Source organism: Novosphingobium sp. NFX11, from assembly GCF_057376415.1.
On sequence record NZ_CP080384.1, the window covers coordinates 2,528,845 to 2,553,593 of the forward strand.

Below are 24,749 nucleotides of genomic sequence, written 5' to 3' on the forward strand. Positions count from 1 at the left end.
AATGACGAAGTGTGGAGGAGACAACCTCTCGCAAATGCACATTGAAAGGAACCGCGCACTGCCCCACATGTTGCACCGCAACAGGTTCCTCTCAAACAGGACGGCGCCGTGAACGCACCTGATCCCGATCCCCAATCCGTACTCGTACTGCAGGGCGGCGGAGCCCTCGGCGCTTATCAGGCCGGCGTCTACGAAGCGCTGGCGACACGTGACATCGCTCCCGACTGGGTCGCGGGCATATCCATCGGCGCGATCAACGCCGCCCTGATCGCCGGAAACGCCCCTCAGGACCGCATCCCCGCACTCAAAAAGTTCTGGCACGGCATCTCGCGCGAACTGCAGTACCGCCTCGACGAACCGATCGGCTTCGCCCGCCGCGCCTTCAACGAGGCTTCGGCGCAATATGCCGCCACCATGGGCCTGCCCGGCTTCTTCACCCCGCGCTGGCCGATGCCCTTGCCCGAGTGGCCGAACCACCTCTCGCGCCTGAGCTATTACGACACCGCGCCGCTGCGCCAGACGCTCCTCGACCTCGTCGATTTCGAACGCCTCAACAGTGCGGAAACCCGCTTCAGCGTCGGCGCCGTCAACATGCTCAAGGGCAACTTCGCCTACTTCGACAATACCGAGCGCACCATCGGCCCCGAGCACATCATGGCCAGCGGCGCCCTGCCCCCGGCTTCCCGCCGGTGGAAATCGACGGCGAATGGTACTGGGACGGCGGCCTCGTCTCCAACACGCCGCTGCAATACGTGCTCGACAACCGCTCGATGCAGGAGATGAACGTCTACCAGGTTGACCTGTTCTCCTCGCGCGGGATCATCCCGACCTCGATGGCCGACATCGCCCAGCGCGAGAAGGACATCCGCTTTTCCAGCCGCACCCGGCTCAATACCGACACCTCGAAAGCCCTCCAGAAACTGCGCGCCGCCGCCAAGCGCCTCGCCCGCAGACTGCCCGAGGAATTCCAGGACGACCCCGATCTCGCCCGCCTGCTCGACTGCCGCCCGGCAGGCGCGGTCGCGGTGATGCACCTCATCAACCGCGCGCACGGTTACGAGACGAACTCCAAGGACTACGAATTCTCGCGCCTGACCATCGACGAGCACTGGCATTGCGGCCATGTCGACGCCGAGCATTCGCTGCGCCATCCGGACTGGGTGAACCGCGACATCGACCCCGATGAAATCGTGACTTTCGACCTGGCCGGAGACCGCGCGGGCGGCCGCCTGAAACATCCCCTCGCCTCGAATTCTTCAAATGGAGCAGCAGCATGAAGCTCAAGGACAAGGTCTGCATCGTCACCGGCGCCGCCAGCGGCATCGGCAAGGCTATCGCCGACATCTACGCCGGTGAAGGCGGCAAGGTGGTGATCGCCGACCTCAACCTCGAAGCCGCGCAGAAAGCCGCCGACGATATCGTCGCCAGCGGCGGGCAGGCCATGGCCGTGGCGATGGACGTCACCAGCGAGGAGCAGGTGAACGACGGCGTCGCCAAGGTGGTCGCCGCCTGGGGCACGGTGGACGTGCTGGTCTCCAACGCGGGCATCCAGATCGTCAACCCGGTCGAGAACTACGCCTATTCCGACTGGAAGAAGATGCTGGCGATCCACCTCGACGGCGCCTTCCTGACCTCGAAGGCGGTGCTGCCGCACATGTACGCAGCTGGGTCGGGCTCGGTGATCTTCATGGGCTCGGTGCACTCCAAGGAGGCGAGCCCGCTCAAGAGCGCCTATGTCACCGCCAAGCACGGCCTGCTGGGCCTCTCCCGCGTGATCGCCAAGGAAGGCGGCAAGAAGGGCGTGCGCACCAACGTGATCTGCCCCGGCTTCGTGCGCACCCCGCTGGTGGACAAGCAGATCCCGGAGCAGGCGAAGGAACTGGGCATTTCCGAGGACGAAGTCATCAGCCGCGTGATGCTGGGCGGCACCGTGGACAGCGAGTTCACCACCGTGGACGACATCGCGCAAGTGGCGCTGTTCTTCGCCGGCTTCCCGACCAACGCGCTGACCGGTCAGTCGCTGGTGGCAAGCCATGGCTGGTTCATGGAGTGAGGTGAAGGGAAGGCCCCACACCTTCGCCCCCAACCTTCGTCATTGCGAAGCGGCAAAGCCGCTGAAGCAATCCAGGGCGTTTCAGACCGCCCTGGATTGCTTCGCTACGCTCGCGGGTGACGAGCTTGGGGATAGGCCTGCTCTTTACCCGATCAGCGCTTCCGCGATCTGCACCGCGTTGAGCGCCGCGCCCTTGCGCAAGTTGTCGTTCGACAGGAACAGCGCGAGGCCGTTCTCCACGCCCGGGTCCTTGCGCACGCGGCCGACGAACACGGGGTCCTTGCCGGTGGCCTCCAGCGGGTTGGGCACTTCGGTCACCACCACGCCCGGCGCGCTGCCCAGCAGTTCGAGCGCACGCTCGACGCTGACGGGACGCTCGAACTCGGCATTGATCGACAGCGAATGGCCGGTGAACACCGGCACGCGCACGCACGTACCCGAAACCGGCAGGCCCGGGATTTCGAGGATCTTGCGGCTTTCGTCGCGCAGCTTGATCTCTTCCTCGGTGTAGCCGTCCTCGGCATAGACGTAGTTCAGCGGCACGACGTTGTGCGCCATCGGCACCGCCCACTTCTTCGCCTCGGGCAGCAGCGGCGCGGTATCGCCGGCGGCGAGTTCGCGGGTACGGTCGCCGACGTGCTCGATCTGGCTGGCCAGCACCTCGATGCCTTCGAGACCACCGCCCGACACCGCCTGATAGGTCGAGACGATCAGGCGCTTCAGCCCAGCCTCGTCATGCAGCGGACGCAGCACCGGCATCGCCGCCATGGTGGTGCAGTTGGGGTTGGCGACGATGCCCTTGGGCAGGTTCGCCAGCGCATGCGGGTTCACCTCGGCGACGACCAGCGGCACCTCCGGGTCCGAACGGAAGGCCGAGGAATTGTCGATCACGATCGCCCCAGCCGCAGCGGCCTTGGGCGCAAGTTCCCTGGCGGTCGAGCCACCGGCAGAGAACAGCACGACGTCGAGCCCCGAGAAATCGGCGGTCGCCGCATCCTCGACGACCACGCCGTCGATTGCCTTGCCCGCCGAACGGGCCGAAGCGAAGAGGCGAAGCTGGGCGACGGGGAAATTGCGCTCGGCGAGGATCTCGCGGATCATCGAACCGACGAGCCCGGTCGCACCGACGACGCCGACGTTGAGCTTCTGACCGGGGGTAAACTTAGCTGCCATGACCTATGCGTCTCCTACCTGGTAGTGGAGCAGCGCGAGGGTCTGGTGTCTTCGTTTGGAGAGCCCCGCGTGCCGTTAAGTGCGGGGTGAGTGTCGCTCCGTGCCGTTCAGTACCAGCACACCGACGCCCACCGCGCGGACGCGGTCGGTTTCGGGGTGGTAATAATGATCGGCTTCACGAACATGAGCGCGCCACTAGCGGCAAGCGCGGTCGGTGTAAATGGAATTTATGTTGCGCGTGCAGCGGGGGCTTCGACAGGCTCAGCCTGAGCGGCGTCGATAGACCAATTTGGAATTCCGCTCAGGCTGAGCTTGTCGAAGCCCCCGCGTTTTACGCGGCCGCCTGCAGCCGCTTCAACGCCGCATCGCGCCCGATCAACGGCAGCAGCGCGCCCATGTCGGGCCCATGCTCCATCCCCGTAAGTGCCTGCCGCAAAGGCAGAAACAGCGCCTTACCCTTGCGTCCGGTGGCGTCCTTGAGCGCCCCGGTCAGCGCCTTCCAGATCCCCTCGCCCCACTCCAGCCCGGCCAACGTATCGCACGCCTGCGCGCAATAGGCCCGGTCCTCATCGGACATATCCGCCGCAGCCACCGGCCCGGTCACGACCGCCCACCAGTCGGCCGCCTCGCCCACTTTGGCGAGGTTCGGGCGAATCGCTTCCCAAGCCGCCGCGTCCATCCCCTCGGGCAGCCGCGCGGCCACGGCATCGAAGCTGAGCGCATGGACCACGGCCGCGTTCACGCGCTCCAGTTCCACCTCGTCGAACCGCGCCGGTGCGCGGCCGAAGTGTGAAAGATCAAAGGCCCCCGCCAGCTCCTCCAGTCCCAGCAGCGGATCGACCGGATCGCTCGTCCCAAGCCGCCCGAGCAGCGCCACCAGCGCCTGCGGCTCGATCCCGACTTCCCGCAGATGCGCGACGCCCAGCGAGCCGAGACGCTTCGACAGCTTGCCCTCCGTGCCCACCAGCAGCGCCTCGTGCGCGAACGCAGGCACCGGAGCGCCGAGCGCCGTGAACATCTGGACCTGCGCGGCCGTGTTGGACACATGGTCCTCGCCGCGCAGGATGCCGGTGACTCCCATGGCGATGTCGTCGATCACCGAGGGCAGCATGTAGAGCCACGAGCCGTCGGCGCGGCGCACGACGGGATCGCTCATCTGCGCGGCGTCGAACTTCTGCGCTCCGCGCACGCCGTCCTCCCAGCCGATAGGCTCGTCATGGTCGAGCAGGAAGCGCCAGTGCGGCAGGTCCCCGGCAGCGATCTTCGCGGCCTTTTCCTCGGCCGAAAGCTTCAGCGCCGCGCGGTCGTAGATCGGCGGAAGACCGCGGCCCAGCAGCACCTTGCGGCGCAAATCCAGTTCCTGCGGCGTCTCCCAGCACGGATAGACCCGGCCCGCTGCTTCCAGCTTCGCGAAGGCTTCCTCGTAGACGGCAAAGCGCGCGGACTGGCGCTCCTCGCCTTCGGGATTGAGGCCCAACCAAGCGAGATCGTCACGGATCGCCTCGACATATTCCTCTTTCGAGCGCGCCGCATCGGTATCGTCAATGCGCAGCAGGAAACGCCCGCCTGCCTGTTTCGCGAGCAGGAAGTTGTGCAGCGCCGTACGGATGTTGCCGACGTGAAGGTGCCCGGTGGGCGAGGGAGCGAAGCGTGTGACGGTCATGGCGCCCGCGATTACGGGGCGCTGGCCGTCAGGTCAATTTCGGCGCGCAAATGCCCACTTCGCCGCCAGCGCCGCGAAGCCCGCCAGCAGCCCCCAGAACGCCGAGCCCACCCCCAGCAGCGAGGCACCCGATGCCGTGGCGGCGAACGTCAGGATCGCAGCATCACGTTCGCTCTTCTCGACCAGCATCTGCTCGACCGCGCCCGACAGCGGGGCGATCAGCGCGATTCCCGTCAGCGCGGCGATTGCAGAAGCCGGCATCGCCAGGAAAAACAGAACCAGCGGCGTCGAGAACAGCGCCAGTACCAAGTAGAAGCCCGCGTAGATAACGCCGACGATCCAGCGTCCTGCAGCATCGGGATGCGCGTCCGAGCCCGTACAGATCGCGGCAGTGATCGCCGCAAGATTCACGCCATGCGCACCGAAAGGAGCCAGCACCAGCGTCGCGAGGCCGGTCCCCAGCAAGAGCGGGCGAGGCGTCGGTGCATACCCCGCCGAACGCAGCACAACGAGACCGGGCAAGTTTTGCGACACCAGCGTCACGAGGAACAGCGGCACACCGATAGACGTCGCGGCACGCCAGTCGAATTGCGGGACGACGGGCTGCAGGCTGCCCAGCAAGGGGCCGCCGTGGTGTCCGGCCAGATCGCCGCGCAGCAGCAGCACGGCGATGCCCGCGCCCAGCACGAGCAGCAGCGCGTAGAGCGGCAAGCGCTGGCGGGCGATCACGAAGACCGCCAGCAACACGCAGACCAGCAGCACGTCGCTTTCGAGTGTGCGGAACAGTTGCAGACAGAACGGCAGCAGCACGCCCGCCAGCATGGCCGAAGCCACGGAGGCCGGAATTCGGCGTGCCGCCCGCTCCAGCACAGGCACCACGGCAAGAATGCACATCATCGCTGCGGCCGCCACGAAAGCGCCGATCGCGACCGGCCAATTGACCGACCCTGCACTGGCAACGAGCAGGGCCGCGCCCGGCGTCGACCATGCCAGTACCACCGGCACGCGCAGGCGCAGTGACAGCAGCGCGCCGCAAACGGCTATGCCCAGACACAGCGCCGTGACCGCCGAGCCCACTTGCCCCGCGTCCGCTCCGAGGCCCCGCATGGCCTGGACGATGAGGGCGACGGTCCCCCCGAACCCGACGAGAGCGGCGATGAAGGCGGACGTCCAGGCGGCGAGCGGCGGAAAGCCGGATAGCGTACGGGAAGACATCGCCGCCCTATGACAGATTTCCCTTTCGAAGAAACCCGCGTCGATGTGCGATTTTTGGCACATGCCTCAATCAAATAGGGCAATAATTGACACAATCACATGTCTCTATGAGGTTTAAGATACTGCATTATAATGATAATTATCCGTAATAGGACAATTTGACCCGCCTCTCCCTCGCGAAGATAGTCCCGCCCGTACGAGTCCGGCGACCGGCCGGGTGTCTCCCGGACACAATTCACGAATACGAGAAGCGAAACCCCATGCATTCAAGCTCCCCTTCGCGGTCGCAAGCGAGGCGGCGTCATGAAGAAGACGCTCAAGATCATCGGCTTTGCCGTTCTGGTGCTGGCCGTGGCAGGCCTTGCCTTCCTGTTCCGCCCGGTAAGCTGGGGCGGAAATCCCCAAGCCGAGAACGAGAAGCCGGTCGACGTCGTCCTCGTCGGCGGCGGCATCATGAGCGTTACGCTCGCCACTTACCTGCAGGAGCTGGAGCCGACCTGGAAAGTCCATCTCTACGAACGCATGGACAATGTGGCGGAGGAAAGCTCGAACGGCTGGAACAACGCCGGCACCGGCCACTCGGGTTATGCCGAGATGAACTATACGCCGGAAAAGAACGGCAGGATCGAGACCGAAAAGGCCGTCGACATCGTCGAGAGCTTCGAAGTCTCGCGCCAGTTCTGGGCGCACGAAGTGGCCCAGGGGCGCCTGCCCGAGCCGTCGGCCTTCATCAACCCGACGCCGCACATGAGCTTCGTGTGGGGTGACGACAACATCGCCTACCTGAAGAAGCGCCGCGACGCGCTTGTGAAGAACCCGATGTTCTACGGCATGCAGTACACTACCGACCACGCGCAGATCGCGCAGTGGGCACCGCTGGTGATGCAGGGCCGCGACCCGGCGCAGAAGGTCGCCGCGACCTACATGCCGCTGGGCACCGACGTGAACTTCGGCGTGATCACCCGCAGCCTGACCCAATCGCTGCAGCGCAACCCCAACTTCCACCTCGGCCTGTCGACCGAAGTGCGCGGGCTGCACCAGAACGCCGACAAGACCTGGAACGTCACGATCCACGACCTGAAGGCGAACAAGGATCATACGATCAAGTCGCGCTTCGTCTTCATCGGTGCGGGCGGCGCCTCGCTCAAGCTCCTCCAGCTTTCGGGCATTCCCGAGGCGAAGGACTACGCGGGTTTCCCGGTCGGCGGCCAGTTCCTGGCGTTCGAGACCCCGGCGGTCGCCGAAAGGCATCACGTGAAGGTCTATGGCCTCGCAGAGACTCGGCGCCCCGCCGATGTCGGTGCCGCATCTCGACGCGCGCAAGCTCGACGGCAAGGCGGTGACCCTGTTCGGTCCCTTCGCGCTGCAGAGCACCAAGTTCCTCAAGAACGGCTCGTGGACCGACCTGTTCAACTCGGTCTACGATACCAATGTGGTGCCGATGACCAAGGTGGGCGTCGAGAACCTCGATCTCGTGAAGTACCTCGCCCAGCAGGCGTCGCTGACCGACGCCGACCGTCAGGCGCAGTTGGTGAAGTATTTCCCGCAGGCCAAGCGCAGCGACTGGAAGCTGATCACTGCGGGCCAGCGCGTCCAGATCATCAAGCGTGATCCCAAGAAGGGCGCAGTCCTGCAGTTCGGGACCGAGATCGTATCGGACAAGGACGGCACCATCGCGGCTTTGCTCGGCGCCTCGCCGGGCGCCTCGACCTCGCCGGGCATCATGCTCAAGGTGCTGAACAAGGCTTTCCCGCAGCAGACCAAGGGTATCTGGGCAGACAAGATCCGCGCCATGGTCCCCTCGATCGGCAGGAAGATCAACGACAGCCCGGCGCTCACCAACGAGATTCGCCGCATGACCAGCCAGGCGCTGCACTTGCCTTATCTGGAAGTGCCAGCAGACCTCGTGCCTGCCGCAAAGGCTCCGGCGCCGAAGGCCAAAGCCGGGCACAATCTCAACGCCGAGGAACAGGCGCTCTAAGCATCTGACCCCGCGAAAGTTCGGGCGGTCGGAGCAATCCGGCCGCCCTTTTCGTATCTGAGCGCACAGCGGACGGAAACATAAGCGCTACATTATTGCGATTGACTCGCATTTACAGTCAATTTAGGTGCACGCAAAAGTCCAGCAACAATAATGAGGGTCTCTATGCGCCTGCCCGCCCGGCATTCCCTGCTCGCCAGCACGCTCCTGATCGCGCCTGCCCTTTGCGGCACGGCTCATGCCGAAGAGGCGGACACCGCGACGAATGCCGACACGATCATCGTCACCGCGGGCCTCGAACAGTCCAGTTCGGCCACGGCGCTGGCGCTGCCAGTCAAGGAAACGCCGCAGTCGGTCACCATCATCGACCGCAAGCGCATCGAGGATTTCGCGATCACCAACGTCAACGACCTGCTCGAACAGGCCGTGGGCGTGAATGTCGAGCGGGTCGAGACCGACCGTACCTATTTCTCCTCGCGCGGGTTCGACGTGTCGAACTTCCAGGTCGACGGCATCGGCCTGCCGCTGGCCTGGGGCATCCAATTCGGCGACCTGGACACCGCTTTGTTCGAGAACGTCGAAATCGTGCGCGGCGCCAACGCGATCATGACCGGAATCGGCAACCCCTCGGCCACCATCAACTACGTGCGCAAGCGGCCGACCGACGAGCTGAAGTTCACCGGATCGGTGCAAGTGGGCACGCGCGACTACTGGCGCGCCGAGGGCGATGCCAACATCCCTCTCACCGACACGCTGGCCGTGCGCGCGATCTACGCGCACGAGGACCGCGACGGCTACCTTTCGTACAACCACGTCAACCGCGACGTCTACGGCGCCATCCTGCGCTGGCAGGCCACCCCGTCCCTGCGCGCGACGGTGGGCTACACCCGGCAGGAAAACGACGCCGATGGCGTGCTGTGGGGCGCGATCCCGCTGGTCTACACCGACGGCACTCGCATCGACCTCAAGCGCTCGGCGACGACCTCGGCGGACTGGACCTACTGGAATACCAAGGACCAGAGCGTATTCGGCGAACTGGTCTACGATTTCGGCGGAGGCTGGTCGGCCACCGGCATCGCGACCTACCGCCGTTTCCAGGAGAACGCCAAGCTGCTCTATGCCTACGGCTACCCTGACCGTGAGACCGGCGAGGGCGTCTACGGCATGGCCGGTATCTATCCTTCGGACTACAAGCAGTACCTTGGCGACGTCTACGTCTCCGGCCCGTTCCAGCTTTTCGGACGCGAGCACAAGCTGGCCTTCGGCGTCTCGGTCTCGAAGTCCGACGCCAAGGAGTACGAGAACTTCTCCGAGGATACCATCATCTACCCAAGCCCTTCCGAATGGGGCGAGACCGGCATCCCCGAGCCCAGCTATCCCGGCAGCTACCTCGCCGCCGACTACAGTGACCGCCTGACCCGTGTGTATGGCGCCGCGCACCTCAGCCTGACCGACCGGCTCAAGGCCGTAGTCGGTGCCAGCGCGATGTGGATCAAGTCGACCGGCTTCTCCTACGGCGCGGATCAGGCGCGCAAGGACAGCAAGGTCAGCCCTTACGTCGGCGCGGTCTACGACCTTACCCCGAACGTCTCGTTCTATGCCAGCTACACCGACATCTATAACCCGCAGGTCGAAGTGGGCATCGACGGCACGCGCCTCGATCCCGCGAAGGGCACCAGTCTGGAAGGCGGCATCAAGAGCACCTGGCTGGACGGGAAGCTTTACGCGACGGCTGCCGTATTCAAGGCCAAGCAGAAGGGCCTCGCCGAGTATGCCGGCTACTTCGATGAGGACGGCTGCCCCGTCGGCGTCGACGGCGTCGCCTGCAACGGCAAGGCGGGCGGCAGCTACTACGACCCGCAGGACACCACCTCGACCGGCTTCGAGGTGGAGCTTTCAGGCCAGGTCACGGACAACTGGACTCTATCGGGCGGCTTCACGTACCTCGACATCGAGAACGCCGACGGCGACGATACCCGCACCTGGATCCCGACCAAGTCCCTCAAGCTGGCAAGCACCTATTCAGTGCCTGAACTGAACGACCTCAAGCTGGGCGCACAACTGCGCGTGCAGAATGCGACGACGGCCGTGGTCAGCGACTTGTCCGCCTATGGCGGCGTCGAGGGCGACGTGACGCTGAAGCAGAAGGGCTACGCGATCCTCGATCTCATGGCCGGGGTGCGCGTGGTCGAGCACGTGCGCGCCAGCGTCAACGTGCGCAACGTCACGAACGTGAAGTACCTCAACAGCCTCAAGTGGGGCCAGGCCTTCTACGGTGCCCCGCGCAGCGCTGTGGTGACGCTGAGCGTCGAGTACTGAGAGCGAGAGCGAAGCGGGCATCTCTATCTTGCCCGCCTCGCGCCCTCAGTTCGTCATTGCGAAGCGCAGCGACGCAATCCGGGGCGGCGTGGAACTGCCCTGGATTGCTTCGCTGCGCTTCGCAATGACGGATGGTTTCAAAAAGCCGGGAGGCTTCCCGCCCCCTTACCCGCTCCGAAACGCGTGCGTGATTGGATAGCGCCGGTCCCGCCCGAAGTTGCGGGCGGTCAGCTTGACGCCGGGCGGCGACTGGCGCCGCTTGTATTCGGCACGGTGGAGCAGGAACTCCACGTGGCGCACAACCCCGTGCTCGAAACCTTCGTTGACCAGTTGCGCCACGCTCTTGTCGTGCTCCACCAGACCCACGAGGATCGGATCAAGGACGTCGTAGGGCGGCAGGCTGTCGCAGTCGCGCTGCCCGTCGTACAGCTCGGCGGAGGGATCTCGGGTCAGCACGCCGTCAGGAACCAGCGGACCGCCCGGGCCGAGGCCGATGCGCGGAACCTGTCCGTTCCGCCAGCGCGCCAGTGCATAGACCGTGCTCTTGTACGCATCCTTGAGCGGCGCGTAGCCCCCGCCATTGCGCCATAAATCGCCGCATAGCCGACGCTCAGTTCGCTCTTGTTGGCGGTTGCGAGGAGCATAGGGCCGAACTTGTTGGACAGTGCCATCAAGCCCGCCCCGCGCACCCGCGACTGGAGGTTTTCTTCCGCCAGATCGCGCTGCGTGCCCTCGAATGCCTCGCCCAGCATGGCATCGAATCCATCGACGGCAGCGCCGATCGGCATCTCGGTATAGCGAATCCCCAGCGCCTTGGCGCAGGCCGCGGCATCGTCGAGGCTCTGCCCGCTGGTGAAACGCGAGGGCATCATCACGCCCCAGACCCGGTCGCCCCCCAGCGCATCGACAGCTATCGCCGCGCAAGTCGCGGAATCGATACCGCCCGACAGGCCCAGAACCACGCCCGGAAAGCCGTTGCGCTTCACGTAGTCGCGTAAAGCGAGGACCATCGCACTGTAGATGTCCTCCGGATGCTGCGCGAGCGGCTCCAAGGCGCCGCGATCGCAGCGCCAGCCCTTGGCGGTCTTGGTCCAGCGGGTCTCCACGACCTGCTCCTCCCAGTCGCGCAGCTGTACCGCCAGCGCACCGTCGCCGTTCACCGCGAAGCTGCCCCCGTCGAACACCAGTTCGTCCTGCCCGCCGACGCGGTTGAGATAGGCCAGCGGCAGCCCGGTATCGACCGCGCGGCGCTTGGCCACGCCTTCGATGCGCAGGGCCTCCTTGTTGATTTCGTAAGGGCTGCCGTTGATCGAGATGAGGATTTCCGCTCCGAAATCGGCGAGATGGCGGCAGACCTCGTAGCGCCATATATCCTCGCCCACAGGCACGCCTATCATCGTGCCGCGCAGGATTATCGGCTCTGGCAGCGGACCGGGCTGGAACAGGCGCATCTCGTCGAAAGTGCCGTAATTGGGCAGCTCGTGCTTCAGGCGAACTGCCGCGACTTTGCCCTGATCCAGCAAGGCCACCCCATTGTGCAGCGCACCATCGAGCACGAAGGCCGACCCGACCAGCATCGCTGGACCGTCGCCGGCAGTCGATTCGGCGAGCTGCTGAAGCTGGGCCGCCGCGCGCTCGATCAGTGCGGGCTTGAGGATCAGGTCTTCTGGCGGATAGCCTATAAGGTGAAGTTCCGGGAAGACGACAAGGTCGCTGCCCTTCGCCGCCTCGCGCGCTGCCACAATGCCGGCGGCATTGGCGGGAATGTCCCCGACCGACTGGTTGAGCTGCGCGAGCGTGATCTTCAGCGTATCGGGCATGGCCCGGTTGATGCCCCGCCCCCGGAGGCAGTGCAAACAAAAACCCGCCCTTCAGTGAAGAGCGGGTCTTGCTGCTCCACATCCGCGTAAACGCGTAATGCAGAAACAAAAAACCCTCCCATCGGGGAGGGCTTCTGTCCGTCGTGAGACGGACTTTCCACAAGCCGGTTGGACCCGGAAGCGGAAAGCGGCGGGGGTCAGTGCACCGAAAGGTAGCGCCGAACCCCCGAGCCGATTACATCGCCTCGGACGCAGCCTCGGTCGGAACGTCGGTGGCGTCACCGGTCATCAGCTCCTCGGGAGCGGTCTCGACCGAGATCCGTGGTAGCTTCGGCGGCGGGCTCACCACCGCAAGCAGCGAGCGACAGTGCGGCAACCGACGCGAACGCGGCGAAAGCAATCTTCTTCATGCGAATCCCCTTGCATTGTTTGGCGCATAGGCCAACGCTTGCAGGCAAGCCTGCAGTGGCATTCTTTAGACGAGACAATGGTGCAACGCAAATAGGAATACGACAGGCGGAAATCCGCAGAATTCCTAGGGCTTGCGCACATATAAAGATATCTTTATATGATCCGGCATGCGGATCGACCCTCTTCTGCGCGCTCTTTCGGAGCCGACGCGCCTGCGTATGCTGCGTCTGCTCGCGCATATGGAACTTGCCGTGGGGGAGCTTGCGCAAGTCCTCGGACAGAGCCAGCCGCGCGTTTCGCGCCATATAAAGATTCTGTGCGACGCCGGATTGGCGGAAAGGCGCAAGGAAGGAAGCTGGGTCTTCCTGAGAATTGCCGTGTCCGAACAGGGCGAGATCGTCGCTCGGCACGGCGGCCGCGAATCTGCTCAACGTCGCCGAGCGTGACGACAGCCAGTTCGCCGCCCGCTGCGCCGAGGACCGCCGCCACCTCGCTGCGATCCGCGCCGGGCGCGAGGCGAGCGCCGAGGCCTACTTCGCCCGCCACGCCGCCGAATGGGATACGCTGCGCCGCCTCCACGGCGCCGACGAGCCGGTCGAGGCCGCGTTGCTCCGCGCGCTCGGAGAAGAAACCATCGGCGGATTGCTCGACGTCGGCACCGGCACCGGGCGCATGGCACAGCTTCTGTCGGCGCGCGCAGGGCGCGTGACCGCGCTCGACAAGAGCCCCGAGATGCTGCGCATTGCCCGTGCCCGGTTGCAGGACCTGCCCGCCGACAAAGTCGATCTGGTGCAGGGCGACTTCACCGCCCTGCCCTTCGCGCCCGACGCCTTCGACACCGTGCTCTTCCATCAGGTGCTGCACTTCGCGCAGGACCCCGCCGTGGTGCTGACCGAAGCCGCGCGCGTGCTGCGGCCGGGCGGGCGCATCGCCGTCGTCGACCTTGCCGCGCACGAGCGCGAGGAAATGCGCGAGCGCCATGCGCACGCCCGTCTCGGCTTTTCGGACGAGCAGATGCTCGCCCATCTCGCTTCCGCGGGCCTTACCCCGGCCGAGCCCGTCGCTCTGCCGGGCGACCCGCTCACCGTTAAAATCTGGACTGCGCGGCGCGATGGTGTAACCGCGCGCCCTGAAAACCGAGAGACCGTTTGATGACCGCTTCCCCACGCGCCGCAGAAAACCCGATTTTCGCAGGGTTGCCCGGCGACATTTCCGTCTCCTTCGAATTCTTCCCGCCCAAGTCGGAGAAGATGGAGGAGCAGCTGTGGGACGCGATCACCCAGCTTGCCCCGCTCGACCCGGCCTTCGTGTCGGTAACCTATGGCGCGGGTGGCTCCACCCGTGAGCGCACCCACGCCACCGTCTCACGGATCGTGAAGGAGACCGCGCTGGTCCCCGCCGCGCACCTCACCTGCGTCGCCGCCAGCAAGGGCGAGATCGACGAAGTGGTCGATCAGTACTGGGAAGCGGGCGTGCGCCACATCGTCGCGCTGCGCGGCGATCCGCCGCCATCGGACGGCGGCCGCTTCGTGCCGCATCCCGAAGGCTATGCCAGCGCCGCGCAGCTGGTCGAAGGCATCCGCAGGCGCCACGATTTCGAAGTCTCGGTCGCGGCCTATCCCGAAGTCCACCCCGAAGCGGTGAGCGCCGAGGCCGACCTCGACAACCTGAAGCGCAAGATCGACGCCGGCGCCACCCGCGCGATCACGCAGTTCTTCTTCTCGACCGACGCCTACTTCCGCTTCATGGACAAGGCGCTGGCGGCAGGCATTACCGTACCGATCCTGCCGGGCATCATGCCGGTCACCAGCTTCGCCGCGATCCGGCGCATGTCCGGCAACACCGAGATCCCCGGCTGGCTGGAGACGATGTTCGACGGCCTCGACGATCGCCCCGGCCCGCGCGCGCTGGTCGCCGCCGTCGCGGCGGCGGACCTCTGCAAGCGCCTGTATGAAGGCGGGTCCCGCGATTTCCACTTCTACACCCTCAACCGCGCCGAGCAGGCTTACGCGATCTGCCAGCTTCTCGGCCTGCGTCCCGTCAAGGAACTTGTCGCATGAGCGTCCGTGAAACCTTCCTCGCCGAGGCAGCCAAGCGCATCCTCATCACCGACGGCGCGTTCGGCACCGAGATCCAGAACTGGAAGCTCTCGGAAGCCGACTACGCGGGCGACCTCGGCCTGTCCCACGACCAGAAGGGCAACAACGACATCCTCGCGCTGACCAAGCCCGAGGTGCCCGAATCCATCCACCGCGCCTACTTCGAAGCCGGGGCGGACATCGCCGAGACCAACACCTTCTCGGCCAACCGCATCAGCCAGGCCGACTACGGCGCCGAGCATCTGGTTCGCGAGATCAACGTCGAATCGGCCAAGCTGGCCCGCCGCCTCGCTGACGAATATCAGGCAAAGGATGGCCGACCGCGCTTCGTGGCGGGCGCGATCGGGCCGACCAACAAGACGCTCTCGCTCAGCCCCGACGTCAACGATCCAGGCTACCGCGAGATCGATTGGGACACGCTGGTCGACGTCTACAAGGAACAGGCCGCGGCCCTCGTCGAAGGCGGCGCGGACTTCATCTTGATCGAAACGGTGTTCGACACCCTCAACGCCAAGGCGGGCGTGATGGCCGTGCGCTATCTCGAACAGGACCTCGGCCGCGAAGTGCCGATCATGCTGTCGATGACGCTGACCGACCTGTCGGGCCGCAACCTCTCGGGCCACACGGTCGAGGCGTTCTGGCACGCGGTGCGCCATGCCAAGCCCGTCACCATCGGCCTCAACTGCTCGTTCGGCGCGACGCAGCTGCGCCCGCACGTGAAGACGCTGTCGGAAATCGCCGACACGCTGATCATGATCTACCCCAACGCGGGCCTGCCCAACGAACTGGGCGCCTACGACGAAATGCCGGACACCACGGCGGGCTTCGTCGGCGAGTGGGCGATCGCGGGTCAGGTCAACGTGCTGGGCGGCTGCTGCGGCTCGACCCCGGCGCACATCAAGGCAATCGCCGACAAGGTGACCGGCATGGCGCCGCGCCATCTGCCCGAGCTGCAGCCAGTGACGCGCCTGGCTGGCCTCGAACCCTTCACGATGCCCTCCTCTACGGCCGTCTGATGGATTCGCTACCGATTTGGCGCCTGCGTCCGGCGGGGCCGGACGACGCCGACGCGCTTGCCCTCGTGGGCGCGGCAACGTTCCTCGAAAGCTTCGCCGGGCTGATTGACGGGGCCGGCCTCGTCGCGCACTGCGCCAAGCAGCATTCGGCCGATGCCTACCGCGCTTATTTCGCCAAGGGCGCGAAGGCGTGGCTGGCAGAGATCGAGCCCGGCGGCGCGCCGGTGGGCTATGCGCTGCTGTGCGAGCCCGAGATCGAGCATGCGCAGCCCGGCGATATCGAGCTGAAACGCATCTACCTGCTTTCACGCTTCCAGGGTTCGCCCATTGCCAGTTCGCTGATGCAGGCGGTGATTGCCGAAGCGGCGGGGGCGACGCGCCTGCTGCTCGGCGTCAAGGACGACAACCACCGCGCCTTCTCCTTCTATGCCAAACACGGCTTCGAGACGATCGGCACCCGCCGTTTCGACGTGGGCGGCAAGACCTACGATGACTTCGTGCTCGCACGACCGCTCTGACCTGACGAGAACAACACCCATGACCGCCACCCCTTCCGGCTCCCGTTTCGTCAACATCGGCGAGCGCACCAACGTCACCGGCTCCGCGAAATTCAAGAAGCTGGTCATGGCCGGCGACTATCCCGCTGCCATCGAAGTCGCCCGCCAGCAGGTGGAGAACGGCGCGCAGGTCATCGACGTCAACATGGACGAGGGCCTGCTCGACGCCGTCGAGGCGATGACCACTTACCTCAAACTTATCGCCGCCGAGCCGGACATCGCCCGCGTGCCGGTGATGGTCGACAGCTCCAAGTGGGAGGTGATCGAGGCGGGCCTCAAATGCGTGTCGGGCAAGCCGATCGTCAATTCCATCTCAATGAAGGAAGGCGAAGCGCCGTTCCTGGAACATGCGCGCAAGTGCATGGCCTATGGCGCCGCCGTGGTTGTCATGGCCTTCGACGAGACCGGGCAGGCCGACACCAAGGAGCGCAAGATCGAAATCTGCGAGCGCGCCTACAAGCTGCTCGTCGGCATCGGCTTCCCGCCCGAAGACATCATCTTCGACCCCAACGTCTTCGCCGTCGCCACCGGCATCGAGGAGCATGACCGCTACGGGCTCGACTTCATCGAGGCCGTGGCGGAAATCCGCGCGCGCTGCCCGCACGTCCACTTCTCGGGCGGCCTGTCGAACCTCTCGTTCAGCTTCCGCGGCAACGAGACGGTGCGCCGCGCGATGCACTCGATATTCTTGTACCACGCCATCCCGGCCGGTCTGGACATGGCGATCGTCAACGCGGGGCAGCTCGACGTCTACGACCAGATCGACCCGGCGCTGCGCGAGGCCTGCGAAGACGTCATCATGATGCGCCGCCCCGGCGTGGGCGAGGACGGCAAGACCTCGACCGAGCGCCTCATCGAACTGGCCGAAAGCTACAAGGGCAAGGACACCGTCGCCGAGAAGGCCGCCGAGGAATGGCGCGGCTGGGACGTGACCAAGCGCATCGAACACGCGCTGGTGCGCGGCATCGACGCCTATGTGGTGGAAGACACCGAGGAGGCCCGCGCCGCCATCGCCGCTGCCGGTGGCCGCCCGATCGAAGTGATCGAAGGCCCGCTGATGGGCGGCATGAACGTGGTCGGCGACCTGTTCGGCAGCGGCAAGATGTTCCTCCCGCAAGTCGTGAAATCGGCGCGCGTGATGAAGAAGGCCGTCGCGCACCTCATCCCCTTCATCGAGGCGGAAAAGGACGCCAAATCCAAGGCGAAGGGCCGCATCATCATGGCCACCGTAAAGGGTGACGTCCACGATATCGGCAAGAACATCGTCGGCGTCGTGCTCCAGTGCAACGGCTACGAAGTGATCGACCTCGGCGTCATGGTGCCGTGGTCGAAGATCCTCGAATCGGCGAATGAGAACGAGGCCGACATCATCGGCCTGTCAGGCCTCATCACCCCCTCATTGGACGAGATGGTAACCGTCGCCGAGGAAATGCAGCGCGCCGAGATGAACATCCCGCTGCTGATCGGCGGCGCGACGACCTCCAAGGTCCACACCGCGCTGCGCATCGACCCGGCCTATACCGGCACCGTGGTCCATGTGCTGGACGCCAGCCGCGCGGTGGGCGTCGCTTCGCAGCTGCTGTCCGACACGCAGGCGGAGGGCTTCAAGGCCTCGGTCGCGATCGACTACGAGAAGGTGCGCGAGGCCCGCGCCAACAAGGGCCAGAGCGACCTGCTGCCGCTGGCCGAGGCGCGCGCCAACGCCTTCCCCACCGACTTCGCCCAGAAGCCCGCCGCACCGGCGCAGCCGGGCCTGCATGTGTTCGAGGAGTGGGACCTCAAGGATCTGGTCGAAACCTTCGACTGGACCCCGTTCTTCCGCGCCTGGGAGCTGGCGGGCAACTACCCCGCGATCCTGACCGACGAGGTCGTCGGCGAAAGCGCCACCAGCCTGTTCGCCGATGCGCAGGCGATGCTGGCAAGGATCATCGACGAGAAATGGCTGACTGCGCGCGGCGTCTGCGCCTTCTGGCCTGCCCGCTCGGACGGCGACGACGTTCTCCTCGATGCCGGCGCTTCCGGGGCAACCCGCCTGCCCATGCTGCGCCAGCAGTTCAAGAAGTCGCGCGGCCGCGCCAACTTCTGCCTGTCGGACTTCATCGACCCGGCAGGCGACTGGCTCGGCGGTTTCGCGGTGGGCATCCACGGCATCGAGCCGCACCTGGAGCGCTTCAAGGCCGCGCACGACGACTATTCGGACATCCTGCTGAAAGCCCTCGCCGACCGCTTCGCCGAAGCCTTCGCCGAGCGCCTGCACGCCCATGTCCGCACCACCTTGTGGGGCTATGCGCCGGACGAGCAGTTCACCAACGAAGCCCTGATCCGCGAGGAATATCGCGGCATCCGCCCAGCCCCCGGCTACCCGGCCTGCCCGGACCATTCGCTCAAGCCGATCCTGTTCGACCTGCTGAAGGCGCAGGACAACGCCGGCATCGTCCTGACCGAAAGCCAGGCGATGCTGCCGACGGCGGCGGTCTCGGGCTTCTACTTCGCGCACCCGGAGAGCCAGTACTTCGGCGTCGCCCGCATCGGCCGCGACCAGCTCGAAGCCTACGCGGTGCGCCGCGGCGTGGACCTGCCGACCGCCGAACGCTGGCTGCGTCCGAACCTCGACTGACAGGCTTCTTGCGTCACCGCATCATTTCGCACTTGCAACATATGCGGCGGACCATACCCTGCCGCCTATGACCGCAGCGCGCATCACCAGTCGAACCCTCGTCTACGACGGGTGGTACAAGTTCTATCGCCTGGAAGTGGAAATGCCGGACGGCGCCATCGTTGAACGGCATCTGCTCGACAACGGTTCGGCCGTCGCGGTGCTGCCCTATGACCCGGTCCGCCGCGTCTGCATGCTGATCGACCAGCCACGCGCGGGAGTGCTCGCCGCAGGTGAACCGCCCGTGTGGGAAGCCATCGCGGGCAGTCTCGATGGTGCGTCGCCTGAAGCGCGCATCATCGAGGAAGCCTTCGAGGAAGGCGGTTTGAGGATTGAAGCGCTGGAGCCGGTGACCAACATGTGGTCGCTCTGCCCGGCCTCGACCGAGCGCGTGCAACTCTACCTCGCGCGCTATTCCAGCGAAGACCGCATCGGCGAGGGCGGCGGCGCTCACGATGAGGACGAGAACATCACCGTCCACGAAATCGGGCTCGACACCTTGCGCGACATGGCGCTTGGCGGCGAATTGACCGATGCCAAGACGCTGATCCTCGCGCAGGCGCTGCTGCTTCGCCACCCCGGTTTGTGGGCTGACCCGAGTTAAGTTGGCGAAAACCCGGCTGCGAGGTTTCCCCTCTGCGTCAGCCTCTGCCATAAAGCGCCGCGTGAACGACGACGACTGGCCTTTCGAGACGACCTTCTACGGCGAACCCGACGCCGACATGATGGACATCCACGCGCCGGAAGTGGATTGGGGCCCCGCGCCACCGCCGACCGGAGAGGCGGTATCCAAGGCACTGCACGAGGTATTCGGCTTCTCCGGCTTTCGCGGCGTGCAGGATCAGGTCGTCGACCGTGTGATCCATGGCCGCTCGACACTGGCGATCATGCCGACCGGCGCGGGCAAGTCGCTGACCTACCAGCTTCCCGCCGTGCTGCTTCAGGGCACTTGCGTGGTTGTCTCGCCCCTGATCGCGCTGATGCACGACCAGTTGCGCTCGGCCCGGGCCAACGGCATCCGCGCCGCGACGCTGACCAGCGCCGACACCGATCGCGGGGCAACGATGGATGCCTTCCGCGCGGGCGAGCTCGACTTGCTCTACATCGCCCCGGAGAGGGCCAGCCAGCCCCATTTCCGCGAGCTGCTGCAGTCGGCCCGTGTCGGCCTCTTTGCTATCGACGAGGCGCACTGCGTCTCCGAATGGGGTCACGATTTCAGGCCCGACTATCGCCTGCTGCGACCGCTGCTCGACGCCTTCCCCAATGTCCCGCGCCTCGCGCTGACGGCGACGGCGGACCACCACACCCGCAGCGACATCCTGGCCCAGCTCGGCATTCCCGAGGAAGGCCTGATCGTCGCCGGGTTCGATCGGCCCAACATCCGCTACACCATCCGCCCGCGCGAGAGCGCCATGCGCCAGCTCAAGGCGGTGGTAGATGAAAACCCCGGCCCCGGAATCATCTACGCTCCCACCCGCGCTCGCGTCGAACAGCTGGCAGAAACGCTTACGCGCGAGACAGGACGGCGGGTCCTGCCTTATCACGCAGGCCTCGATCCCGAGATTCGCGCCCGCAATCAGGCCGCCTTCGTTGCCAGCGAGGACATGGTGATGGTCGCGACAGTCGCCTTCGGCATGGGCATCGACAAGCCGGATGTCCGCTTCGTCGCCCACGCCGGCATCCCCAAGTCGATCGAGGCCTACTATCAGGAAACCGGCCGCGCGGGGCGTGACGGCGACCCTTCCGTGGCGGTCATGTTCTGGGGCGCTGACGACTTCGCGCGCGCCCGTCAGCGGCTTGCCGAAATCGAGCCGCACCGCCAGCAGAGCGAACGCCAGCGTCTCGATCCGCTGGCCGGGCTAGTCGAGACGGCCGACTGCCGCCGCGCCGTGCTTCTGCGCCACTTCGGCGAAACGCCGGCGCAGACGTGCGGGAACTGCGACAACTGCCTGCAGCCGGTAGGGGTCGTCGATGTCACCGAAGTGGCGCGCAAATTGCTCTCGGCCGTTTTTCGCACCGGACAGTCGTATGGCCTGGGGCATCTGGAGAAAGTTCTTTCGGGCGTGGCCGATGACCGCGTGCTCCAGCGCGGCCATGACAAGCTCTCCGTCTTCGGCATCCTGACCGATGATGAGAAGCCGCTGCTCAAGGCCCTCGCCCGCGCTCTACAGGCCCGCGGCAGCCTGACCGCCACCGAGCACGGCGGCCTTGCGCTGGGCGGCGACGCCCGTGCCATTCTGAAGGGTGAGGCGGCCGTGGCAATCGTCGTGCCGCCCAAGCAGGATCGCAAACGTCGTTCGCGCAGCGGTGATACGGGCGCCAATCCCATCGGCGAGCCTTTGTTCGATGCCCTGCGAGAGTTGCGCCGTGACCTTGCCAAGGAAGCAGGGGTGCCGCCCTACGTCATCTTCCACGACTCGACCCTGCGCGAGATGGCCTCGGCACGACCTTCGTCACTGGACGAACTTGGCTCGATTGGTGGAGTGGGTACGCGCAAACTGGAAGCTTACGGCGATGCGTTCCTCGCCGTAGTCCGCCAGCACTGAAACTTGTCGAACCTCCTTCAGTCGCTTCCATCGCCGCCGAAGGTCACCGGGACAGCCAGAAGAAATGGCAATTCGGGTGAAGCGATTCGCGACTCCGAGCCGTTCCGGTGGATCAGGACGACGCGCCCGACCCCGGGGGTCGCCACGACCGCCGACACGCTATCAACCCATTCATGAAGAACCGCGCGCGCGCGTATCAGAGCTTCAGGCTCGCGGGTCGTGGTCCCCGAGGCTTCGAGTTCGGCTTCGAGATCGACAATGCGGCTGGTCACCTCGTCGATACGATCGGTGGTTTGATCAGTCATGGCTGCACTCCTCGGGCACGGACTTATGCGTCTGTCTGGACAATATCCGTCCGGGCAATTTCGTAAGACACCGGCCGCGAAATTCGCATTCTGCAAACTTCCAAACTGTCTTTTAGGAACGCGGCAGCGCTTTCGACAAGCCTGCACACCACCACATCGCCGCCGCGCTGCTCGCATCGCAGACTGGCGAATTCGTCAGGACTTCCGCTTCGGCAGCAGTAACTGAAAGAGGTTGTGCCGGCGGCCGAAACGGCCCGCCAGTCATGGCCTTATCGAAGCAAGGCAAGGACGAGGGGAGAGACGCCTTCGATATACCACTTCACGGCGATGATTGCACAAGTGACGGATACCGAATTGGCGGCAAACCTGAGCCAGCTTGGTTGCCCACCCCGATTGCTCGCTCCGAGCTCCAACAACGCCGCTACGACCACGAATACCGCGATCTGCCACCGCGTTTCGATCAATTGGAACGTTAAGCGGGAAAAGGCACCGCAAAATGCGAAGAGCGCTGCCGCGGCGACAATTCGAACAAGTGTAAGCGATCGCTGCATCGCAGCAGCCTAAAGGCCTCCATTTGCTGACACAAGCCTCGCTTGCCAGTTCCTCAAATTCCCCATTCGCGCATTCCGATCACGGCCTGGCAAAGGAATACCTTACGAAGAGGTACGCCTTGGTGAGTTCTCCCGATAGACAGTGATCGAACGTCTAGAATAGACAATCCGGCGATTGCTACCTGGAAGGAGACGATATGTGATCGCTGACTGGTCTCCAGAATTTGGTGCTCCAACTTCAGGAGGATCATTCACGATAGCGATCTACCTCGTCGCGTGCCTTGCATCGTTATATGCCGTCCTGCGCGATAAGCCGGAGAACGCTGCCGCGTGGCTTGGAATATTCATTCAGGTTGGGCTTCTCACTATCAACAAGTACTTTGACGTCCAAACCTGGTTCGCCGACATCATGCGCGAAAAAGCACATATCTCCGGATGGTACGATAGTAGGAGAGTATTTCAGCATATATTCTTCATATCATGCGTAATCATGTTTTTATTGATCACATTTTGGATAATACCTCTGATCAATCGTCGTGGTTATGCCTTATCAATTGCCATGCTCAGCACTTTTTTTCTGACCATCTTCGTTTGCGTGCGGGCCGTCTCTCTACATAGCATAGACAGCTTTCTGGGCTCACCCGTCATGGGCGTGTCGATGAATGACGTTTTTGAGCGCTGCGGCATCGCCGTCACCGCAATATCCGCGCTTGTAGTGCGACGATCCGCATTCCCCGGCAAACGATGAATTGCCCGCCCGGATTGCCCGCTTCCGCCTTGCGGCTGGTTCAGAGCCCATGTTCGGGGTATCGAGATCAATCTCCTAATGGCCCTACAGGCAAACTGCGGTCAGCATGCAAGTGGTGCCGGGGCAAGCGACGCGCTGGTCACCGGCTGAGCGGGTGATGCCCCTCGCCGCGCCAAGGCGAAGGCACCCGACAAGGCTCCCGATAGCAGCCAGGTCACCGGCGTGAGCGAGGAATTCGGGATCATGTCTATCAGGTTGAAAGACAGCATCAGGGCCAATGCACTCGTTTCGGGGGATATGCGCGCGCGATATCGAAACAACCCCAGCAGAGGAAAACAGATAAGCCCGAATTGAGTCAGATAGCCGAGCCAGCCCGAATAGCCGAAGGAAATAACCCACGCGCCGTCAGTGATCGAAGCGTCCCTGCCCGTCTCCGGATCGTAGACCCGCGACCTGCCCCAGCCACCCCATCCAAACCATGGCCGCTCGTTGGCTTTGGCCAGAAGGTTGTTTTCGTTGGTGATGCGTGTCTCGAACGAGCCCGAACGTTCCGAACTGTATTCGGCGACGGTACGGTTGAACCAGTCGACCGGGACCAGACCTGCCCCTCGCGTGATCGGATATGTCAGAAAGATTACCGCCACCATCGCGACCAGCACTAGCTGGCGACGAGGCCGCATCAGCATGGCCAGCATCATGATACTGCCAAGCAGCAATGCGCCAAGCGACTTCTGGAACAACAGAATAACCCACAGATACGCTGACAGGATTTGGGGCCGAAAGCCGAATATCCTGATCTGCGCGCCGCGAAGCGCCATGAGCGCCACTGAGCCCATTGCCAGGAACCAGGCGAGGACAAGGCCGTGGGAGAGGAACACCGTGGCCCGGAAACCGCCTCCGCGCACCTGCTGCCCGAACAAGGCCGGGTGCACGCCGTAGACCCACCGATGAAGCTGAGGGCTCATCTTGAATTCGAGCAAAGTCGGCAGCGAATACAAGAGCATCGCGCTTCCCATCAACAGCAGGATATTTCGCTGTGATGCCGAACTCGAAAGCGTCCTGACGCCGACGACAATCACTGCTGCAATGATCGCATTCTCGAACACCACGCCCAGCGCATCGTACATCGTAAGGGCCGGCAGGGGGTTGATCTTCTGGATGACGTCGGAATTCGTCAGCACAGTCAAAACCGGCGAAATCATGAACAGCGCCATGATCAGCATCAGCCCGCGGGGAAGAGGCAGCGTCGGCCCCCTGCGGTGGTGGTGGTTGAGATATGTGAGAACGATCCCGAGGGACACCACGGACTGCTTGGACAGATCCGGCAACCCCGGCAGATCGACGTTGATGTTCGAGGGCAGCAACAGGAATCCGGCAATGCAGCTGGATATGACGGCGCGGTCCAGCGGGAGCGCGCGGAAACCTAATGCGGCGAACCAGGGCCATAGCCACAGGACCACAGTTGAGAAGGCATTAGGAACGACACGTCTCCTGTAAATGCAGGGAATTCGGCACAAGATCAATTTGCGTACCTAGCCCGGGCAGCGCCATTCTAGTGACCAAGCGGCCTGAATTGAGGGGGAAAATCCCTAGCGCCGGCGCCGGGCATTTGCCGCTGAGGCAGAAAGCCGCGCAT

The 24,749-nt window shown here is 64.6% G+C and carries 18 protein-coding genes and 3 pseudogenes; 14 read left to right on the forward strand and 7 right to left on the reverse strand.

Translation table 11 applies throughout. The features are described 5' to 3' along the window. The first annotated feature begins 108 nt into the window (after positions 1-108). The 3 genes from KZO24_RS12970 to KZO24_RS12980 are packed head-to-tail and all read left to right on the forward strand — an operon-like array spanning position 109 to position 2,053. Positions 109-783 (forward strand): patatin-like phospholipase family protein, encoded by a 675-nt coding sequence (locus tag KZO24_RS12970; protein ID WP_486486324.1) that lies wholly within the window; start codon positions 109-111, stop codon positions 781-783. Then, a complete protein-coding gene (locus KZO24_RS12975; protein WP_486486325.1) occupies positions 690-1,277 on the forward strand; it encodes a DUF3734 domain-containing protein in 588 nt (195 codons plus the stop codon). The genes KZO24_RS12970 and KZO24_RS12975 overlap by 94 nt, the downstream gene beginning before the upstream one ends. After that, a complete protein-coding gene (locus KZO24_RS12980; RefSeq protein ID WP_036526924.1) occupies positions 1,274-2,053 on the forward strand; it encodes a 3-hydroxybutyrate dehydrogenase in 780 nt (259 codons plus the stop codon). The genes KZO24_RS12975 and KZO24_RS12980 overlap by 4 nt, the downstream gene beginning before the upstream one ends. Positions 2,054-2,197: 144 nt before the next feature. Here KZO24_RS12980 and KZO24_RS12985 read toward each other — a convergent pair whose 3' ends face one another. The 3 genes from KZO24_RS12985 to KZO24_RS12995 all read right to left on the reverse strand — a co-directional run bounded on the left by KZO24_RS12985 (position 2,198) and on the right by KZO24_RS12995 (position 6,104). Beyond that, complete coding sequence (locus KZO24_RS12985) at positions 2,198-3,226, reverse strand: aspartate-semialdehyde dehydrogenase (protein ID WP_271181290.1); 1,029 nt, start codon at positions 3,224-3,226, stop codon at positions 2,198-2,200. 331 nt (positions 3,227-3,557) lie between these two features. Then, positions 3,558-4,889, reverse strand: a complete 1,332-nt coding sequence (gltX, locus tag KZO24_RS12990; RefSeq protein ID WP_486486326.1) for a glutamate--tRNA ligase — start codon at positions 4,887-4,889, stop codon at positions 3,558-3,560. 33 nt (positions 4,890-4,922) lie between these two features. Further along, positions 4,923-6,104, reverse strand: a complete 1,182-nt coding sequence (locus tag KZO24_RS12995) for a benzoate/H(+) symporter BenE family transporter (protein ID WP_486486327.1) — start codon at positions 6,102-6,104, stop codon at positions 4,923-4,925. Positions 6,105-6,557: 453 nt separating this feature from the next. On the opposite strand from KZO24_RS12995, the pseudogene KZO24_RS13000 reads away from it, so the two are divergent. The 3 genes and pseudogenes from KZO24_RS13000 to KZO24_RS13010 all read left to right on the forward strand — a co-directional run. After that, positions 6,558-7,316, forward strand: a pseudogene (locus KZO24_RS13000) (malate:quinone oxidoreductase); the annotation flags it as partial. Positions 7,317-7,398: 82 nt separating this feature from the next. Then, positions 7,399-8,085 carry a malate:quinone oxidoreductase gene (locus KZO24_RS13005; protein WP_486486328.1) on the forward strand — a complete coding sequence of 229 codons (687 nt, stop codon included), beginning with the start codon at positions 7,399-7,401 and terminating at the stop codon, positions 8,083-8,085. 165 nt (positions 8,086-8,250) lie between these two features. Beyond that, entirely contained in the window at positions 8,251-10,404 is a 2,154-nt protein-coding gene (locus KZO24_RS13010; protein ID WP_486486329.1) for a TonB-dependent siderophore receptor, read from the forward strand. A gap of 165 nt (positions 10,405-10,569) precedes the next feature. On the opposite strand, the pseudogene KZO24_RS13015 reads toward KZO24_RS13010, so the two are convergent. Continuing rightward, positions 10,570-12,224, reverse strand: a pseudogene (locus KZO24_RS13015) (NAD+ synthase). A gap of 278 nt (positions 12,225-12,502) precedes the next feature. Then, positions 12,503-12,634 (reverse strand): hypothetical protein, encoded by a 132-nt coding sequence (locus KZO24_RS13020; protein ID WP_486486330.1) that lies wholly within the window; start codon positions 12,632-12,634, stop codon positions 12,503-12,505. Positions 12,635-12,802: 168 nt separating this feature from the next. Here KZO24_RS13020 and KZO24_RS13025 point away from each other — a divergent pair. From KZO24_RS13025 to recQ, 7 genes and pseudogenes are all read left to right on the forward strand, one after another. Further along, a pseudogene (locus KZO24_RS13025) lies at positions 12,803-13,787 on the forward strand (ArsR/SmtB family transcription factor). Next, positions 13,787-14,695, forward strand: a complete 909-nt coding sequence (metF, locus tag KZO24_RS13030; protein WP_486486331.1) for a methylenetetrahydrofolate reductase [NAD(P)H] — start codon at positions 13,787-13,789, stop codon at positions 14,693-14,695. Before KZO24_RS13025 ends, metF begins: the two are co-directional and overlap by 1 nt. Continuing rightward, on the forward strand, positions 14,692-15,750 hold the full coding sequence (locus KZO24_RS13035) for a homocysteine S-methyltransferase family protein (RefSeq protein WP_271181282.1): 1,059 nt from the start codon (positions 14,692-14,694) through the stop codon (positions 15,748-15,750). Before metF ends, KZO24_RS13035 begins: the two co-directional genes overlap by 4 nt. Then, positions 15,750-16,268 carry a GNAT family N-acetyltransferase gene (locus KZO24_RS13040; protein ID WP_271181281.1) on the forward strand — a complete coding sequence of 173 codons (519 nt, stop codon included), beginning with the start codon at positions 15,750-15,752 and terminating at the stop codon, positions 16,266-16,268. The genes KZO24_RS13035 and KZO24_RS13040 overlap by 1 nt, the downstream gene beginning before the upstream one ends. A 19-nt stretch (positions 16,269-16,287) precedes the next feature. Next, positions 16,288-18,924 carry a methionine synthase gene (metH, locus tag KZO24_RS13045; RefSeq protein ID WP_486486332.1) on the forward strand — a complete coding sequence of 879 codons (2,637 nt, stop codon included), beginning with the start codon at positions 16,288-16,290 and terminating at the stop codon, positions 18,922-18,924. Positions 18,925-18,991: 67 nt separating this feature from the next. Further along, the gene (locus KZO24_RS13050) at positions 18,992-19,567 is read left to right on the forward strand and encodes an NUDIX hydrolase (RefSeq protein ID WP_285021753.1); all 576 of its coding nucleotides are present in this window, start codon (positions 18,992-18,994) and stop codon (positions 19,565-19,567) included. 61 nt (positions 19,568-19,628) lie between these two features. Next, complete coding sequence (gene recQ / locus KZO24_RS13055; RefSeq protein ID WP_486486333.1) at positions 19,629-21,509, forward strand: DNA helicase RecQ; 1,881 nt, start codon at positions 19,629-19,631, stop codon at positions 21,507-21,509. A 17-nt stretch (positions 21,510-21,526) separates the two neighbouring features. On the opposite strand, the gene KZO24_RS13060 is transcribed toward recQ, so the two are convergent. After that, positions 21,527-21,814 (reverse strand): hypothetical protein, encoded by a 288-nt coding sequence (locus KZO24_RS13060; RefSeq protein ID WP_486486334.1) that lies wholly within the window; start codon positions 21,812-21,814, stop codon positions 21,527-21,529. A gap of 750 nt (positions 21,815-22,564) precedes the next feature. Here KZO24_RS13060 and KZO24_RS13065 point away from each other — a divergent pair. Continuing rightward, positions 22,565-23,113 (forward strand): hypothetical protein, encoded by a 549-nt coding sequence (locus tag KZO24_RS13065; protein ID WP_486486335.1) that lies wholly within the window; start codon positions 22,565-22,567, stop codon positions 23,111-23,113. Between the two features lie 101 nt (positions 23,114-23,214). On the opposite strand, the gene KZO24_RS13070 is transcribed toward KZO24_RS13065, so the two are convergent. Continuing rightward, positions 23,215-24,573: a hypothetical protein gene (locus KZO24_RS13070; protein ID WP_285021747.1), complete on the reverse strand. Its 1,359-nt coding sequence runs from the start codon at positions 24,571-24,573 to the stop codon at positions 23,215-23,217. Positions 24,574-24,749: the final 176 nt, after the last annotated feature.

Coding starts and splice junctions, on each gene's coding strand:
- KZO24_RS12980 (WP_036526924.1), top strand. CDS start 1,274: ATGAAGCTCAAGGACAAGGTCTGCATCGTCACCGGCGCCGCCAGCGGC.
- KZO24_RS12985 (WP_271181290.1), bottom strand. CDS start 3,226: ATGGCAGCTAAGTTTACCCCCGGTCAGAAGCTCAACGTCGGCGTCGTC.
- gltX (WP_486486326.1), bottom strand. CDS start 4,889: ATGACCGTCACACGCTTCGCTCCCTCGCCCACCGGGCACCTTCACGTC.
- KZO24_RS12995 (WP_486486327.1), bottom strand. CDS start 6,104: ATGTCTTCCCGTACGCTATCCGGCTTTCCGCCGCTCGCCGCCTGGACG.
- KZO24_RS13005 (WP_486486328.1), top strand. CDS start 7,399: ATGTCGGTGCCGCATCTCGACGCGCGCAAGCTCGACGGCAAGGCGGTG.
- KZO24_RS13010 (WP_486486329.1), top strand. CDS start 8,251: ATGCGCCTGCCCGCCCGGCATTCCCTGCTCGCCAGCACGCTCCTGATC.
- KZO24_RS13020 (WP_486486330.1), bottom strand. CDS start 12,634: ATGAAGAAGATTGCTTTCGCCGCGTTCGCGTCGGTTGCCGCACTGTCG.
- metF (WP_486486331.1), top strand. CDS start 13,787: ATGACCGCTTCCCCACGCGCCGCAGAAAACCCGATTTTCGCAGGGTTG.
- KZO24_RS13035 (WP_271181282.1), top strand. CDS start 14,692: ATGAGCGTCCGTGAAACCTTCCTCGCCGAGGCAGCCAAGCGCATCCTC.
- KZO24_RS13040 (WP_271181281.1), top strand. CDS start 15,750: ATGGATTCGCTACCGATTTGGCGCCTGCGTCCGGCGGGGCCGGACGAC.
- metH (WP_486486332.1), top strand. CDS start 16,288: ATGACCGCCACCCCTTCCGGCTCCCGTTTCGTCAACATCGGCGAGCGC.
- KZO24_RS13050 (WP_285021753.1), top strand. CDS start 18,992: ATGACCGCAGCGCGCATCACCAGTCGAACCCTCGTCTACGACGGGTGG.
- KZO24_RS13060 (WP_486486334.1), bottom strand. CDS start 21,814: ATGACTGATCAAACCACCGATCGTATCGACGAGGTGACCAGCCGCATT.